Raw genomic sequence first — 17410 nt, 5'->3', positions numbered from 1 at the left:
AGCATAGTAGCCCAAAACGACTGGTTTCTGAAAGGTACGGTATTTGAAAATGAACAAGACCGTCCGAATCTGGACGATTACCATTTCCTGTAAATTCAGGAATTTGGATGTTTGCAAACAGCCCAGTAATCAAGAATCAGGCGGAGCCGGTCTGTCATTTCACGAAGGTTATTACCCTTTTCGAAGAATCCCTGCACGGTCAGCTGATACGCCTCCTCTACTTCGCGCTGCACAGCGTTGGTAGAAAAAAAAACAAATGGAATGGACTTCTTTCTCAAGAACTCATCTTCATCAATCTTCCTTCTTACTTCAAGTCCATTGATAAAGGGCATATTAATGTCACAAAGAATCAGGAATGGTTTCTCAGAAGTGATCCGGAGAAATTCAAGAAGAAGAACCCCGTTCTCAAATGAAATAATCTTGTTAGTATAGTTCAACGAAGTACAAACCAACTCCATCAGTTGTCGGTCATCAGCATCATCATCTACAAGAACAATTGGCCCTGATTTCACAATGTGTACGCCTCCGTCGTATGATTCCGATTGAAGATACACATTTCAGTTAAATAGTAAGGGCCGCTCATGCAGAGACGGCCCTACCCCCCTTACTCCTATAAAAACCGATACAAAAGTTCCAGTTATAATGTGCCCGCGGTGTCCGGAACCACTTTCAGTTCGGGATCAAGTTGAAAGATGCCCGAAAGCGAGTCCGCTGCTGCGTCGGCAGTCCGCTGCCACGAAATCATACGCGTTCGTTTGTTAGCCGTATGGATGTAACGCATCGGGTTGACCGATCTGTCACTCGGCATACGAAAGGTATACGCTTCAGGAGCAAGAATAAGCTCCACCTGGTTGCCTTCAACAAAATTTTCAAAGGCTCGTTGCCCCCTGCCGGTGAACAGATCCATTTCCACATCTCTGATCGTCGATGCATAGCGATTGTGAATAATCTTCGACGCTGTGATGAAATCCTTGTTGGAGATCGACTCAATGAATGCTGCCTTAGAGAAGAAGAGCAATTCAGTAATAGAAAAGTCTGAGAGTTCTATTGAATGGAAAAGAATGATCCGTTTTGGTCGGGCGTTCATTGTGGCCGCGGCCTTCACCAGATTGAGCGATTCAATCGTAAAATCCGTTGGAATTAATACATGCTGCATCATAACCTTTTGCCTTTACGCAGTACAAGGCTAAGGATCGGGCATTAGGCGGGTATAAGAATGGCATTAGAAAGTGATTAGAACCTCAGTCCTTCTCAAAAGGGCCTACTTCGCTATTGGAATGGTCAATTCCACTACGGTTCCAACGTTTACTTTTGACGTTACGCGAATGGTACCGTGATGCAAACGAAGGATATTTCTTGTTAACGGTAGCCCTATGCCATAGCCTTCGTATGGAGAAGTATTTGCTGCTCTGAAGAAGGGATCATAAATAAAGCCAATTTCGGATTCCGGGATACCGATACCACGATCTTTCACAGAGAGAATAACCTCAGTCTCCGTTGTTCCAACCGAGACGATCACAACCTCATTGTTAGAATACTTGATCGCGTTATTCACAACATTGCTGAGTGCAATCTGAAGAAGACGTTGATTTCCAATGATTCTAAGCCGTTCGGGGTTCTCAGGCATCATACTCAGATTAAGCTGCACTTTGTTACCTGGAAGCATACGGTCGATCATTTCCTTTACCTCCCAAAGTAGTTCATCAGCTCTAAGTGATTCATCGGCTTCAAGTTTCCCGGTAAATCCTGTTTGGGCCAAATAGAGCAGAGACCTTGTAATTTCATGCAGACGCTCTGCTTTGGAAAGAATTACTTTCAGTGATTCAACGTACTCCCCAGGCGCCCGGTCCTTTGCTAAAGTTACCTCAGCCTGACCGATGATTGCCGTAAGCGGCGTATTCAATTCATGCGATGCATTGCTTACAAAGTTATTTTGCGTGGCAAAAGATGCTTCAAGGCGGTCGAGCATGTTATTGAATGTTCGTTGCAGCTCACCGATTTCGTCGCTTTGAGTTTCGTCCAGCCGAAGGTGAAGACTACGGGAACTGATCTCGCGAACCTGCTGGGTGATCTTTTTCACCGGAGTGAATATCTTGGTTGAATAGGTGAGCGAAATCATCAGTGTTAAGATAGAAGTGACTGAAATTCCGATCAGCAGAAAATTCCTCAAATGGCTGAGCAAAGTAATGTTATTGTAGTTATCTGCCGAAACCACAACCACGTAGGCCCCGCTTCGCGATTCATACTTAACGCCTGCATAGCAGGTATTTCCCACCCTGTGCGTAGCCTCTCCGTTATTCACAATGCTGGTAAAGAAGGAACGCGGTAGGCTCAGCTCATTGGAAGCGGAATCGAATGTGTCATTGTCCGCGATGCGGAAGTAGTACTCTCTTTCCTCAGGCAATTTTTCGAGGTGCATTTCGCGCACTTCCTGTAGCACCTGGACACTTGCCTGTTCATGATCAAGCGTGGTGCGGGCCATTACCACAGCGCGAATCTCCAGGCGCTTGTAAAAGTCACGCAGAGAGTATCGGTCCGTGAGAAAGTACACACCCAGACTTAGGAGGATGAGCGCCCCTGACACAACGCAAAAGAAGATCAGCGCTATCTTAGTGTGTGTCTTCATCGCCGTGTTTCATTACGTATCCCATTCCAATCACCGTATGAATCAGCTTTACCGGCCAGTTCTTATCTATCTTCTTGCGTAGATAGTTCACATACACATCCACCACATTTGTCCCCATGTCGAAGTTGACACCCCATACGGCATCAAGCAATTCGGTTCGCGACAAAACACGTCGCTGATTTCGAATGAACATTAAAAGAAGACGATACTCGGTAGAGGTGAGCATGAGGCTGGTTTCCCCCCTTTTAACAGTTTTAGCAACATCATTCACAACGAGATCTCCAATTTGATAAGTATTGTCCGGCGTAATCGGGGCGGGAGGCGCTCCAATATCCGCCCGCCGCAATAATGACCGGATGCGGGCCAACAGCTCGTTGAACTTAAATGGCTTAACTATGTAGTCGTCCGCTTCTGCTTCCAGCCCCATCACGATATTTTCAGAGGCGCCAAGCGCAGTAAGAAGTAATACCGGTACCTGCCGGTTTTCGCGACGGATGGCCTTACACACATCCAGACCATTCATGCCCGGCAACATCACATCAAGAATGATAAGGTCGTATGATCCGGACGTGGCTAGTTTTAACCCTGATACTCCATCAAAGGCAAGGGTTACGTCAAACGCGGCTTCAGTCAGGCCCTTATTAATGAAAGATCCAACTTCCGCATCATCCTCAACTAACAGTAGTCTCTTTTGCATATGTCCGGTTCAATATGCAAAAAATCGGGCGTAAGCATGGCAGTCTATTATGTCATATACCAACTCCTGCCTCCAGTGATAAACGGCATACAAATTGAAACAACGGTACACAGATAGAGCTAACAGAAAGGTAAATTCAATTCAGCGATTGGCTATGTCAACTCATCGATTCGCTATGCACCTTTTGAACTACTGTGCGTTTACTTTGTTGTAGTTGCATCGCTGGTCATCAGAGCATTTTTTCCAGCGTAATATTATTCCAGGGAGGCGGGCCTAAGAATCTGAAGTTGTGGAATCCATCGTCATTAATATTGTTTGGATAATTAGCGGGTTGGGAATCATCCTTTACCCTGCCGTTTTGCTAGCCAATGTTATGAGCATGCGAAATGGCATTGATCGCGAAACGGTCGGAGCGCTGGAATACTGGCGCAAGAACCTGCCGTGGAGAATCGTGCAAATCCTCACCACCCTGTTTCCGGTGATAGAATACGCATGTCAGCGCATGTCACGCGATGCCTTTGAATCCGGCACCATGCTTCCTGCAGTTCTTTGGATGCTTCCTCCACTGCTGACCACAATCAGCATCTTCTGGGTTTTCAAACGCAGCAAATCTGGTGTGGCGGTATAAACCGCCATCTTCCATCAGTTAGCAACGAAAGTCGATTGAACAACCTGCACCAGGATCTGCCCTGGCTGCGCCTTTGGATTTCTGAAGACAAAGTATACATCATGCAATCCTTCCGTTGCCTCAAGCTTCGCGCTTTTATTGATTGACATCAGTTTTCGCATCAGATTGAAATCTATACTTGCCGCCGTTGGTGGCTCATTGGATTTCTTTCCATTGGAATTCTGTGCTGCAATCTTTGCCATCACCGCCTGACGATCAATGTGCGTAGGAACGATCAAATCAGTTTGACCGATCAGCTTACCCGTTGGCGAATCCAGGTGAACTTCGATAACACCTCCAACAGCACCGATCCGGGGTGGCGCCTGGATCATGAAATCGATCGACTGAATTCCGGTAAGATCCAGCTGCCGGTATCCAATGTAACTATTGTCTGCTATGATATTAAATGAACGGCTCGGCGTGGTCATCAACTGAGTTCCCTTGGAAATCTCGGCCTTCTCCGGATCCATGGTTGGATTTCGCAATGCTATTATCTTCTCTGTAGTCAGTCCATCTAATCCTGAAGACCCCTTGTCCTTGTAAGCGACACGCAACAGATATCCTCCTCGTCCATTGTCGCCTGCAGGAACTTCCTCTTTGAACGACCCGCTCGTGGCAATTGATTTCGCGCCAGACTTAGCTCCGCCAAGACTGATGATGTATTTAACCATCAACGCCGCATCGGCTTCGGATACTTGTGGATGGGCGCTCATGGCATGATCTCCCCAAACACCAGCACCACCGGAAATGATCTTCTTCGCGATTCGTTCCTGCTCCTTTGCATTTCCATCGTAGCGCTTAGCCACATCGATGTAAGCGGGGCCAACGGATTTCTTGTCAAGCATGTGACAGGACTTGCAATCACTTTTCGCGATCAGGTTCTGCCCCTTAGAAAAAGTTGTCCACTCATCGGTGCTGCGGTGATTTTGAGCTATCTCGATCAAATCAAATCCCTCCGGCGCGTAATCGAAGTTGATCGCCACTTCATTAGACTTTATCGTACCCGTCTTAAGGCTGCCGTCTTCCTTGTCGCTTACGTCGATCTCGTAATCGATCGATTTGCCGGGGAAGAAGAATGACCTGTTGCCCTTTGATATGTTGATCTGAGTGACAGGAGGCTCATTACCTACGCTCACATCAAACGACTGAGAATTGGACGCACCCTTGTTGTCAGTGACCGTGAGGTTCACATGATAAACTCCAGCTTTGTCAAGGTTTAACTGCGGGTTCGCATCCTGATAGCTTTGGTCAAATCCATTGTCAGACTTGACCTGCCAGTTGTACTTTAACTCATCCTTGTCGTAATCTACAGTTCCTTCTGAGGAAAGCTTCACCTGCATCGGCAACGCCCCGGCTATCCGGTCGGCGGCCGCATGAACGATTGGTTTACGGTTCCCACCGTTGAATTCGATCTTCTTGATCTGCGCATTTTCGTTACCCCGGAACCAGGCAGAACCGTACTCCAATACATAGAGATCGCCGTCCGGGCTGAACTTCATGTCTATAGCGCTACTGAAATTTTCACCTGGCAGGAATCGCTCCATCGACTGATAATTGCCTTCTCCATCCATCGTTATACTCATGATCCATCCGCGCATGAATTCCACGATAAGGAGTTTGCCTTCGTAGTAACCAGGGAATCTCTTGTCTGATTTTTCAAAATCCGCCAATCGGAACACCGGCCCTCCCGTTGCGCTGCGACCCGAACTCCCTACCAAAGGAAACTCTTCTGAATTGCCATATGGATACCAGATGAAAGCCTTCTGCGGTGCGGGCAATTCGGACAGCCCTGTGTTGTTGGGCGAATTGTTTACCACATGGGTTGAATCAAAGTAACTGCCGATCACGTTGGTTGCATAATCATAATCAGGATAAGGTTTGTTGTTGCCAATGAAGTAAGGCCACCCGAAGAAACCTGCCTTCTTTGCCTGGTTAAATTCATCATATCCTCGTGGACCAATTGTTGAATCCTTAGATGCGTCAGGCCCCACCTCTCCCCAATAGATGTACTTTGTCTTACTGTCAACCGATACACGCCAGGGGTTCCGATGACCCATAGTGTAAATCTCAGGTCTTGTTTTATCCGTGCCTTTCGGAAAGAGATTATCTTCCGGAATGGTATAGGTGCCATCGTCCTCAGGATGGATGCGCAAAATCTTTCCACGGAGATCATTAGTATTACCGGCAGTCCGCTGATCATCCCAGCTGGAGCGCTCAGGTCGTTCGTCCAGCGCGGATGTTCCCTGCGTTGGATTGCCAGTGTTATTACCTGTAGTCAGATACAAATTTCCTTCCTTGTCAAACACCATACCTCCCCCGGTGTGACAGCATACCTCCCGTTGTGTGGGTATTTCAAGTATTACTTTCTTTGTGGCAGCGTACAACGAATCATCGTGAAGCTCCCATCGGGCGAGTACGTGCTTCTTTTCATCCGGATCGGCATAGTACATGTAGATCCAGTTATTCTTAGCATAGTTTGGGTCAGCAATAATACCCATGAGGCCTTCCTCGGCCTCACGCACTACACCCTCCTTGCTTGTGTACTTCATATTCACGGGAATCGTTGCGACCTTTTTTACTTCCCGAGTGTTGACGTCGACAGATTTCACCCCCCCTTTGCGCTCAACGAATACCATTTTGTCCTTGTTGAGAAATGTAAATTCCATCGGTTCATCCAGCTGACCTGGTTGCGTAATTATCGATGTGGTGAATCTGTTTTCCTCTGGTGGAGTCGTGTCAGCAGCCTCCTCCGATTGCTTGCAGGAGAGAGCAATGAGGACAATGAGCAAAGAGAACAGAACTCGCCTGAGTGATTTTGGTAAGGTGGCCATGGATTGAAGAATTAGTATCCCAATGGTTTGATTGTGTAAAGGGCACACAATATAAAAAAACGAAGTCTGTTGATACGGCTATTTTGGGTTGATCGGTAAGGATTGCGCTGCCGATGGTGTTGCGATAGTTGCATGATCATTGGCAGGCTTTTGTTGCGCGCCTTTGGCATATCGTTTTTAAGGCGTCCCAACAATGATAACCCACGCAACTATGGATCACGAAAAGTTTCTTTCTTGTATCGATGCATGTCTCGACTGTGCCACGGCATGCGAAAATTGCTCCTCCCTTTGCCTCCAGGAGGAAGGCGTTGCCCGACTCGTAGAATGTATTCAGTTGAATCGGGAATGTGTAGAAGTTTGTTATGCTGCGGCCCGACTAATGAATATTGGAGGTATCAATGCCGGTGCTCTGTGCCACGTATGTGCTGAAATCTGCTCTGCATGTGCTTCGGAATGCGAGAAGCATCCGATGTCCCACTGCCAGGAGTGCGCCCAATCATGCCGTACATGCGCTGAAGAATGCAGAAATATGTCGATTGTAAATGGCTAACATTGGCAGTGTAAACGGCCATCGTTCAGCTTGTATCACTGTTAAGTCTTTTTGAACTTTGATGGTACTCAGTCGGGAATCTCTATATTCGGCAATGAAATGTCCATAATAGAACGGGATTAGGCTGGGACAGAACCGAAAGGCAACGTAATCCTCTGGACTTCGATATCCTAATGGATAACTAAACTGTACCAGTAACAGCTCGTTGCGCCGGGTATCAGTATTCAAAGACAGAATGTTAACAGATGAAAGTAGCTGTATTTAGTGTGCACAATTTCGAAAGGGATTATTTAATAAAGTCGAACGCCGGACGTCATGAACTAATCCTTCTCCCAACGCCATTATCAGAGTCAACTGTGGCACTGGCCAGGGGATGTGATGCGGTTTCCATATTTACGGCCGATAACGCCAAAGCTGGTGTCCTCACTGAGCTCTCACGCATGGGCATCAACTATGTGGCTATTCGCGCTGCGGGCTACAATCAGGTCGACTTAAAAAAGGCAAAAGAGCTAAACATCAAAGTTGCCCGGGTGCCTGCATACTCTCCTTATGCTATTGCAGAGCATACGATCGCGTTGATTCTGGCATTGAATCGCAAGCTTATGCGTGCACATCAACGTGTAATGGATCTTAATTTTTCGCTCGACGGCCTGGTTGGGTTCGATATGAATGGCAAAACAGTTGGCGTGATCGGTACCGGCAAGATCGGCACTGTCTTCATTCAAATACTTCGCGGCTTCGGTTGCAAGGTTCTCGCCTATGATGAATTTAAGAACCCGATAGTGGAGCAGATGGCTGGCGTCAGCTATACCGATTTCGACTCGCTTTGCAAACAATCAGATATCATCTCTTTGCATGTTCCGTTGAACGATGGCACACGCTATATGATCAACTCAAAGACCATAGCTTTGATGAAGCCCGGCGTCATGCTCATTAATACCAGCCGTGGAGCGCTCATAAAAACCAAAGACGTAATCGAAGGACTTAAGTCGCGCCACATTGGTTCACTGGGCATTGATGTTTATGAAGAAGAAGAAGGACTATTTTTCTACGACCATTCGGACGCCGACATCCTCGAAGACGACACTATCTCGCGTCTCATGACTTTCAAGAATGTGCTCATCACAGCGCATCAGGCGTTTCTAACCGAGACGGCTCTGACAAATATTGCGGACACGACGGTATCAAACCTCGACTATTTCAGCCGGCGCGAATCAAGTCCGAACGAGATCTCCGCTTAGATCATTCCGGCTATTCAGGTCATAGCCACCACTGTTGATTTTATTCCGGGATCACTACCATTCTGATCCGGTGTTAGATCCCATGAAGCTCCATCCTCCTTCGCTGAGATGAGCATTGGTTTCTGGCCAATGGTCTTTGTCAAAGCCTGGCTCTTTCTCCAGTTCTTCTTTGGTCTTATTGAGGACGAGTGCATATTCCCTGGTGTCAATGGCGAACGCTTCCATCGGAAATGCAAACAACTTTTCACCAAGCCCCAGAAATCCACCGAACTCAACCACGACGTATTCTATTCTTGAAGTCTCGAGGTTGAGCATGATGTCTTTTACTTTTCCCAGATCTTCGTGTGCTGCATTCACTACTTTATCTCCAATCAACGACGACGCTGTTAAAAACTTTACGGGGGCGTTAGGTCTTCCACCGGTAGTATTCTCGCCGGTCCTGTTCTCTTTTTCAAATGTGTTCATGATACTCCTTCTTTGATGTGGCACATAGATTAAATAAAACGTTCGCTGGTAAAGGCACGTCTCTGCTTAGTTCCACGACAATAATGATACACAAATGATGTAAGCTGAATCATCAGAATTTGTCATCAGCACCAGGCACATCTGTACTTCGTATTGCGCATTTGTGGCAAAAATTCCCCCGTTAATACTGGCACGGACCTTAAAGTCATTCAAAATAATGCCTTGTCTGTGCTGTGAATATTTTTAAACTTGTCACAAACGATAAACAACCCGTCATGAGGAACATTCTATTAGCTGCGGCTTTTTTTCTTTGTTCGATCCAGGCCTTTTCTCAGGAACGCACGGTCGACGTTTGCGTTTATGGTGGCTCATCCGCGGGCGTTATCGCCGCCTATACGGCAAAGATGAATGGCAAGAGTGTGCTCCTTATTGAACCTGGAAAGCATCTTGGCGGACTTACTTCCGGTGGGTTGGGATTTACTGACATCGGAAACAAATATGCAGTTAGCGGAATAGCCCGCGACTATTACAGACGCATCGGTGACCATTACGGAAAGTTTGAGCAATGGATATTCGAGCCCCACGTGGCTGAAGATCTGTTTAAAGAATATATCAGGCGTGCATCAGTGGAAGTATTGTATGAGCATCGGCTGGCTAATGTTACGTCCGCCAAAGGTGTCATTAACTCCATTGACATAGAGCCATCTACAGGTTCGGGTACTCATCAGGTGGTGAAGGCCAAAGTCTTTATTGATTGTACGTATGAAGGAGATCTGATGGCGAAAGCCGGTGTGAAGTATACTGTTGGTCGCGAAGCAAACAGCGACTACCGTGAAACCTATAACGGCTATCAGGTTATGCAGGGACATCAGTTTCCAGACGGCATTGATCCATATCGAATTAAGGGAAAACCAGAAAGCGGACTTCTCTGGGGCATTAGCCCTGCATCGCCGAGAACTGCTGGTTCAGGCGACAAGATGGTGCAGGCCTACAATTTCAGAATTTGCCTTACCAACGACCGGGCTAACATGATTCCAATCACCCGCCCGAACAACTATGACTCTACACGCTACGAGCTATTGGTCAGGTTGATGGAAAAGGAACCAACACGACCATTCAATCGCATCCTGAAACCGGATCTCATGCCCAATGGAAAAACGGACATCAATAACAATGGCCCGATTTCAACGGATATGATCGGAATGAATTACGACTATCCGGAGGCGAGCTATGAGCAGCGCGCACAAATGATAAAGACGCATGAAGACTATACAAAAGGGTTGCTCTACTTCATAGCAACGAGCAAACGCCTGCCACCTCACCTTGGCAATGAAATGCGTAAGTGGGGATATCCGAAAGACGAATACACAGACAATGGCAACTGGTCGCCGCAGCCTTACATCCGCGAAGCGAGAAGAATGGTTGGCGAGTACGTTATGACACAGGCAAACTGCGAAAGCAAAGAAGTAGTGAAGGATGGCGTTGGTATGGCTGCTTACACTATGGACTCCCATAACACACAGCGACTGGTCATCAATGGCATGGTTAAGAATGAGGGTGACGTTCAAGTCGGTGGCTTCCCTCCTTATCCGATTTCATATCGGTCATTGATTCCAAAGAGAGCTGAGTGTACCAATCTTTTCGTTCCGATTTGCCTGTCTGCGACACACATTGCCTATGGTTCTATTCGTATGGAGCCCGTGTTCATGGTACTCGCACAATCATCCGCCGTTGCTGCATGTATGGCCATCGACAAAAAGACTGCGGTTCAGGATGTAAATATTGCCCAGCTTCAGCAACGCCTGAAAAGTGATCCACTAAGCGACAAGAGTACACCTGAGGTCCTCGTCGACAACGATGACGCTACTGGCATTACGGTCACCGGGTCATGGACCAGGCTGGTCAAAGCACCTGGCGCATATGGACCATCCATTCTCGCTGATACCACATCATTCAAACAACCAAAATCATCGGTGAAGTTTACGCCAGCAATAGTCAAGGCGGGTACTTACCGGGCATACATCTATTGCCCTCGCACCGCCAAGGGCACGTCGAAGATGACGGTAACAGTTTTTAATGGGAAGACATCGAAAGATGTGGTGATCAGTCCGAACGAAGTAAAGGTTGAAGGTCAAACCAGTGGGGAATGGATTGGACTGGGTACATTTACATTTCCGGCGGGGAAGACTTCATACGCATCCGTCACTACGGCCGGCGCCGATGGGGCGGTCGTAGCAGACGCTATGCTGTTCGTACCGGAGCGGTGATCACCACCTTGAGCGAACTGAGAGCACCTGACAATGTGCATCCAATGAGTAGTCAACGAAATGAGTAAATAGAAAAACATGAACAAGAACATCGCCCGACTTGCGCGAATCGCTTCCAAAAAGAGCAGAGCAATAATCGGTCTTATGTCGGGCACATCGATGGACGGCCTCGACGTTGCGCTCTGTGACATATCCGGCTCTGGTATGCAGACGAAACTGAAGCTTCGTGCTTTCGAAACTGTTCCATTTCATCCGGATGTTAAGGCACGCATTGGCGAAGTGTTTGCCAAATCAACGATTGACTTTGAATTATTATGTATCCTCAATCCATGGGTGGGTCAGCTTCACGCCGATCTGGTATTGAAATGTTTGAAGAATTGGCGTATCTCTCCTGAAAAGATTGATCTGATAGCATCACATGGCCAGACCGTATATCATTCTCCGGCATCACAACATCCCGAAGACGACATTAATGCAACGCTACAGATAGGCGACGGCGATCAGATCGCTGTCCGCACTGGCATCACGACCATCAGTGACTTTCGTCAGAAGCATATCGCGAAAGGCGGAGAAGGAGCACCCCTTGCCGTGTATGGCGACTACCTCCTGCTATCTCATAAAACCGAAAACAGGATTCTGCTGAACATTGGCGGCATCGCTAACTTCACATACCTTCCTGCAGGATATCAGCCCAATAAGGTTTTCGTAACAGATACAGGGCCCGGAAACACATTAATCGATCATGTTACGCGCCGCCTCTTTCCGGGAGAGTATTATGACAAAGACGCGGCCCGCGCCCGACAGGGGACAGTGAACGACAATTTGCTGAAGGCCCTGAAGGCGGATCGCTTTTTCGAATTACCATTCCCCAAGACTACCGGCCCTGAAGTCTTCAGCATGGGTTACGTTCAAACGGCACAGGAAACCTCCGACACAATTGATCTCGATCCCGAAGACGTGCTGGCTACATTGACCCGCTTTAGTGCTGAAACAATTGCCGCAGGGATCCGGAAGGCAACAGGAAAGAAGAAGTTCAGCATCTATCTCAGCGGAGGCGGTGCGCACAATCCATTGCTCACACAATGGCTTCGCGAGCTGCTGAATGTCAACGAACTCCGAACTACTGAGGTCATTGGTGTTCCCGGCGACGCCAAAGAAGCAATACTGTTTGCCGTACTCGCAAATGAAACTGTGGCCGGTGGGGTAACCGACTTCGGACGACGTTCAAAGATCCCATCTGTTAGCATGGGCAAAGTTTCATTCCCACAGTAAGAAAATCGCGTCGGCCGAAACGAATTGCAGATCGACGAACCCTTACAATCCTTCCTCCGTTAAGGGCAGTCAGGAAGGAGACAGCTTTATATCGCGCGACTCCATTGGTTTTCAAAGAATAATTCCATTACTTAATTATATGGAGTCTGTAGTCCTTATGAAAAAGATCTTTGCTCTTCTCTTCGTTTCTCTGTCTTTTTTTGTTTGCGCCTTTGGTCAACATCCGCTCTATGGAACCTGGCAAATGATTTCGATTAAAGGCATTAATGCCAACGGTGAAAAGTTCTCCGCCGACACATCCACCATTCGCGAAACAAAAGTCATCACACCCACTCATTACATGCTCATCGCCGAAGATGTTGAGAATGACTCGCTCGTCTTTAATCGCTGTTATTTTGGAACGATTCAACTTGAGGGTGAGAAGTATATTGAAATGCCTATCCTTTCGTCAGCCACGATATTTGAAAATGTAAAAACAGACTTTACCTGGAAAGTAGTGGGCGACAGGTTCATCCAGGCTGGGACGGTTATCCGCCCGGATGGCAAGAAGGTAGTCCTGGAAGAACTCGTCTTTCAACGTGTCAAAACAGCTACATCATATCCAAAGAATGCTGCTAACGGAACATGGAAACTTGTGAAGTCATCATCGGTGAATGTTGAGGGGGCGACTCGCGAAGACACAGACAAAACTGTAACCGCTTACCAACTTATCACTCCAACATACTGGATGTATGTTATCAGTCGCGACAAGAAATTTGAAGAGGCAATGGGTGGCTCCTATTCGCTGAAGGGAGACAAGTATTACCCCAGCCTGGACGTAGCATCGTTCCCAAAGAAATTCTGGGGGCAAACTGAGATGACTCAAAAGCTATCAGGTGGTAAACTGCATTCTACAGGTGTCAGCAAACTCGCCGACGGTAAGAAATTTACCTGGGACGACTACTTTGAAAAAGTAAAATAATCTCGTGTTACTGACCCCCCGCAACTGAAAGGGGTTCTCTATATTCTCAGCAAGTCCCGGCATGTCAAATGCCGAATTCTGACCTTCGTCAAGAAATACTTCCTTGCCGTTGCCGTTCCTTACATTTTGAGTCATTCTTAATCTTCAACTAAGAGACTTGCCAGGCAAGTAGACCACCAGTTCCTCTCAATCGGCCCTCGCAAGGTCCCGATTTATCCTGTTCAGCACTCAGATGTTAAACTCACAGGTAGCAGGGTTTCCGCGCTTTATTGATGTTTTGACCGCCAAAAAATCTTGCTTAAAGTGGAAAGTCCGGTCTTATTCTTGCGCTTAAATTCAGAAAATGCCATAACCATAAAGTAATAGTGCTCTAACTCTCTTCTAACTCTTCTCTAATGCTCTGCTAACTGAACGATGAATTGTGCTGCATACCTTGGTTAAGCATCTGCAGATAAGAGTTCCACCCAACCCTTTCCCACATTACTACAGCCCTTTGCCATGGCTGTTGCAACGACTACCTTACGCAGAAGCAGCAGAGCAAGTGCCCTTCAAGCTGACGTAAGTCATTGGCCGGCAACTCCGGTTTTTAGTAAATTGTATTCGTAACAGCGCCCGCTGATTTACGCGCCTACCAAATCATAGAAAAACATGCTGGGAATCCTCACACCTGAGCAATGCCGCCACCTTCTCTCCACACAACATATTGGAAGGGTTGGGTATTCCTTTAAGAACAAACCCGCCATTCTGCCCACGACGTATGTGTTTGATGGCAAAGCCATCTATTGCAGGTCGTATGAGGGCAGTAAGATTCGAATCATGCGCAAAAACCCCACGGTTTGCTTTCAGATTGATCAAATCGTTTCCCTGCGCCACTGGTACAGCGTGCTTGCCTGGGGTACTTACGATGAACTCACAACGCTGTCAGAGCAGAAGTACACTGAAAAGCTATTCAGTGAACACCTTGCTGTTTACGCATTGGGGGAAACGGTTAGTCCCTACCGTGATTTCGATGAGCGCCCCCGCATTGTTGAAAAAAGGGTAAAGCCTGTTACCTGGAGGATAAAAGTTGAGGACCTGGCGGGTCGCTTCGAAAAGCCCACGGACTAGCACCTGAATCAAGTCCTGAAAAAGCATAAGGATCAAATCCTGACAAAAGTCAGTGTTCCGGTTGACCATCCTCAAACCAGCACGCGAGCCGTCGGAATAGATTTGTCGTCAGGAACAAAACGCGCCCTCATGACCATCGAAACCTGTGAGCAACTCAAATGCTACCATTGCGGCGAGAATTGTGTCGACACCTTTCGCAAAGACGACAAAGTATTTTGCTGCCTGGGTTGCAAAACGGTGTATGAGATCCTGAATGATAATAATCTCTGCGACTATTATCAGCTTGAAAATAGTCATGGCGTGTCGATGCGGAGCAGTGCCGCTGCGAACTTTGCCTATTTAGACGAATCATCAGTAAAGGCGAAGTTGCTTTCCTTCGATTCAGCGGAGGTATCACGGGTATCATTCACCGTGCCTGCCATTCATTGTATATCCTGTGTGTGGCTGCTGGAAAAACTTCAATCCCTTGACAGCGGAATCGTTCATGCGGAAGTTGTGTTTACGCAAAAGGTGATCAACATTACCTTCAATCCGGACAGGACTTCACTGTCGAAGATCGCTGCATTGCTTTCCTCACTGGGTTATACACCAAACATTACACTGGAGGGAAAATCAGGAGGCTCAAAAGCCGATCGTTCACTCATCTTTAAACTGGCGATCGCTGGCTTTGGATTTGCAAACATCATGCTGTTCAGCTTCCCGGAGTACCTGGGCATCAGCAAAAGCGAAGAACATCTTATACGCATCTTCAGCTGGCTAAATTTCGCGATTGCCATTCCCGTATTTGCATTCAGTGCAAGTGACTATCTGCTCCAGGCATTCCGCTCTTTCAGGTTGCGGCAGATCAACATCGACATTCCAATAGCCGTAGGGTTGATTGCCCTGTTCTTCAGAAGTGCTTATGATATAATTTCTCACACCGGTCCCGGCTATCTCGACTCGCTCACAGGACTCATTTTCTTCCTGCTTATCGGCCGCTGGTTCCAAAGTAAAACGTACGAAGCACTGGCATTCGATCGTGACTATAAAAGCTACTTTCCCCTTGCTGTCCACCGCTTGCAAGAGGGCAATTGGATACCGGTGCTTTTGAACTCATTAAAACCTGGCGATCGTATTCAGATCAGGAACATGGAGATCATTCCGGCAGATAGCACACTAGACACTGAACAGACACTCATCGATTACAGCTTTGTCACAGGAGAATCAAAGCCAGTTGAAGTTAAACGCGGTGCGCTTGCTTATGCTGGCGGACGTATCATAGGGGCACCAACCGAATTAGTAGTGGTCAAGCATACTTCACAAAGTCAACTCACATCACTGTGGAACAATCAAAGCTTTAATAAAACAGGTACCGGACGTTTTCAGCAGATCATGGATCGCGCAGCACGGCGATTCACCTGGGTCGTTCTTGTGCTTGCCCTGGCTACGTCGGTATTTTGGTTCTTCCATGAACCCGCATCAATGTGGTTGGTGATTACATCGGTGCTGATGGTTGCATGCCCATGTGCTCTAGCCCTGGCAACTCCGTTTACCCTCGGTGCCATGGTTCGCGTACTTGGAGGAAAGGAACTATATCTGAAAAATGCCGAAGTCATTGAGCGGATGGGAACCGTGGATGCAATCGTGTTTGACAAAACGGGAACGATTACCACTGGTGATGCGGAAGTAAAATTCATTGGAGATGAAAAGCTGCTCGGAAAAATCAGAAAGCTCTGCAGTTATTCAACGCATCCACTAAGCTTGCAGATCAGCAACTCAATCAACGTATCTGCTCAGTCTGCGATAACGAATTTCGAAGAACGACCGGGACTGGGCATTGAGGGCATCGTCGATGGAAAGGTTCTTAAAGTAGGCTCCGCTGCATTCAATGATTTGCATCTCAGCAATGAGGGTACCGAAAAACGGGTGTATGTTACCCATGACGTCGAATGCATCGGATACTTCTCTATTGAAACAAGCCCGAGAAAAAACATCAAAGGCTTGCTACGGCGCCTTCACAGCAAATGCCATACAATGCTTTCAGGTGATGGCGATTCCGACCGCGAACGGATGAAGGACCTCTTTCCCGAACATACCAAACTGATATTTAATCAATCACCACAGGATAAGATGAACTACATTCATCAACTCCAGCTCGCGGGTAAGAAGGTGATGATGATCGGCGATGGACTTAACGATGCTGGTGCGTTAAAGCAGGCAGACGTCGGCATTGCCGTGAGCGACAACAAAGGCATATTCAGCCCGGCGTGTGATGGTATTATCTCTGGGGATCAGTTAAGGTATATTGATCGCATGCTTCAATTCACACGTTATTCTTCTCTCATTTTGAAAATCGGTTTTACCATCTCATTCTTATATAACGCCGTTGCTCTTTCCGTTGCCGCGTCGGGGCATCTTACTCCATTGATTGCAGCGATCATCATGCCTATCAGCAGCATCAGCGTGGTAGCCTTCAGTACTCTTGCTGTCCGATACACAGCACGTAAACTAAAACTCAACTGAAATGGCCATTATTACGCTGCTCATATCGATAAGTATTACCATCGCATTGACCTTCCTTGGAATATTTCTCTGGAGTCTTAAGAGCGGCCAGTTCGATGATACCACCACACCGGCAATGCGAATGATTTTTGATGAATCAAAGTCACAAAAGAAGACCACACAGGAAGAGTCTTCTTCGTCGACGGCAACGACTGACAAAAATCAGTCGCAGGCCTGACCATTCG

15 protein-coding genes are annotated in these 17410 nt (G+C 47.3%); 9 read left to right on the top strand and 6 right to left on the bottom strand.

Annotation, left to right across the window (positions count from 1 at the left end; genetic code table 11):
• Positions 1–95: 95 nt before the first annotated feature.
• The 4 genes from WBG78_RS02940 to WBG78_RS02925 form a co-directional block, all read right to left on the bottom strand.
• Positions 96–554, bottom strand: coding sequence for a response regulator (locus tag WBG78_RS02940; RefSeq protein WP_337324869.1), 459 nt, complete (start codon positions 552–554; stop codon positions 96–98).
• An 83-nt stretch (positions 555–637) separates the two neighbouring features.
• Entirely contained in the window at positions 638–1159 is a 522-nt protein-coding gene (locus tag WBG78_RS02935) for a hypothetical protein (RefSeq protein ID WP_337324868.1), read from the bottom strand.
• Positions 1160–1261: 102 nt separating this feature from the next.
• Positions 1262–2626: a sensor histidine kinase gene (locus WBG78_RS02930; protein ID WP_337324867.1), complete on the bottom strand. Its 1365-nt coding sequence runs from the start codon at positions 2624–2626 to the stop codon at positions 1262–1264.
• Positions 2610–3323 carry a response regulator transcription factor gene (locus WBG78_RS02925; protein ID WP_337324866.1) on the bottom strand — a complete coding sequence of 238 codons (714 nt, stop codon included), beginning with the start codon at positions 3321–3323 and terminating at the stop codon, positions 2610–2612. The genes WBG78_RS02930 and WBG78_RS02925 overlap by 17 nt, the downstream gene beginning before the upstream one ends.
• A gap of 289 nt (positions 3324–3612) precedes the next feature.
• Between WBG78_RS02925 and WBG78_RS02920 the strand changes: the two genes are divergently transcribed.
• Positions 3613–3951, top strand: coding sequence for a hypothetical protein (locus WBG78_RS02920; RefSeq protein WP_337324865.1), 339 nt, complete (start codon positions 3613–3615; stop codon positions 3949–3951).
• A 14-nt stretch (positions 3952–3965) separates the two neighbouring features.
• On the opposite strand, the gene WBG78_RS02915 is transcribed toward WBG78_RS02920, so the two are convergent.
• On the bottom strand, positions 3966–6821 hold the full coding sequence (locus WBG78_RS02915; RefSeq protein ID WP_337324864.1) for a PQQ-dependent sugar dehydrogenase: 2856 nt from the start codon (positions 6819–6821) through the stop codon (positions 3966–3968).
• 193 nt (positions 6822–7014) lie between these two features.
• On the opposite strand from WBG78_RS02915, the gene WBG78_RS02910 reads away from it, so the two are divergent.
• Positions 7015–7371 (top strand): four-helix bundle copper-binding protein, encoded by a 357-nt coding sequence (locus WBG78_RS02910; protein WP_337324863.1) that lies wholly within the window; start codon positions 7015–7017, stop codon positions 7369–7371.
• A gap of 245 nt (positions 7372–7616) precedes the next feature.
• Positions 7617–8612, top strand: a complete 996-nt coding sequence (locus WBG78_RS02905; protein WP_337324862.1) for a 2-hydroxyacid dehydrogenase — start codon at positions 7617–7619, stop codon at positions 8610–8612.
• 54 nt (positions 8613–8666) lie between these two features.
• Here WBG78_RS02905 and WBG78_RS02900 read toward each other — a convergent pair whose 3' ends face one another.
• Complete coding sequence (locus tag WBG78_RS02900; protein WP_337324861.1) at positions 8667–9077, bottom strand: PRC-barrel domain-containing protein; 411 nt, start codon at positions 9075–9077, stop codon at positions 8667–8669.
• A 275-nt stretch (positions 9078–9352) separates the two neighbouring features.
• Here WBG78_RS02900 and WBG78_RS02895 point away from each other — a divergent pair, with 275 nt between their 5' ends.
• From WBG78_RS02895 to ccoS, 6 genes are all read left to right on the top strand, one after another.
• Positions 9353–11344, top strand: a complete 1992-nt coding sequence (locus tag WBG78_RS02895; RefSeq protein ID WP_337324860.1) for an FAD-dependent oxidoreductase — start codon at positions 9353–9355, stop codon at positions 11342–11344.
• A gap of 78 nt (positions 11345–11422) precedes the next feature.
• The gene (locus WBG78_RS02890) at positions 11423–12616 is read left to right on the top strand and encodes an anhydro-N-acetylmuramic acid kinase (RefSeq protein WP_337324859.1); all 1194 of its coding nucleotides are present in this window, start codon (positions 11423–11425) and stop codon (positions 12614–12616) included.
• Between the two features lie 157 nt (positions 12617–12773).
• The gene (locus WBG78_RS02885) at positions 12774–13577 is read left to right on the top strand and encodes a hypothetical protein (protein ID WP_337324858.1); all 804 of its coding nucleotides are present in this window, start codon (positions 12774–12776) and stop codon (positions 13575–13577) included.
• Positions 13578–14225: 648 nt separating this feature from the next.
• Positions 14226–14684 (top strand): pyridoxamine 5'-phosphate oxidase family protein, encoded by a 459-nt coding sequence (locus WBG78_RS02880; protein WP_337324857.1) that lies wholly within the window; start codon positions 14226–14228, stop codon positions 14682–14684.
• A gap of 129 nt (positions 14685–14813) precedes the next feature.
• Positions 14814–17186 carry a heavy metal translocating P-type ATPase gene (locus tag WBG78_RS02875; RefSeq protein ID WP_337324856.1) on the top strand — a complete coding sequence of 791 codons (2373 nt, stop codon included), beginning with the start codon at positions 14814–14816 and terminating at the stop codon, positions 17184–17186.
• A gap of 1 nt (position 17187) precedes the next feature.
• Entirely contained in the window at positions 17188–17403 is a 216-nt protein-coding gene (gene ccoS / locus WBG78_RS02870; protein WP_337324855.1) for a cbb3-type cytochrome oxidase assembly protein CcoS, read from the top strand.
• The last annotated feature ends 7 nt before the right edge of the window (positions 17404–17410 follow it).

The sequence above is a fragment of the Chryseolinea sp. T2 genome, assembly GCF_037203685.1.
GTDB lineage: Bacteria > Bacteroidota > Bacteroidia > Cytophagales > Cyclobacteriaceae > Chryseolinea.
Note: the sequence above shows the minus strand (reverse complement) of the source record. Positions and strands in the feature narration are given on the sequence as shown.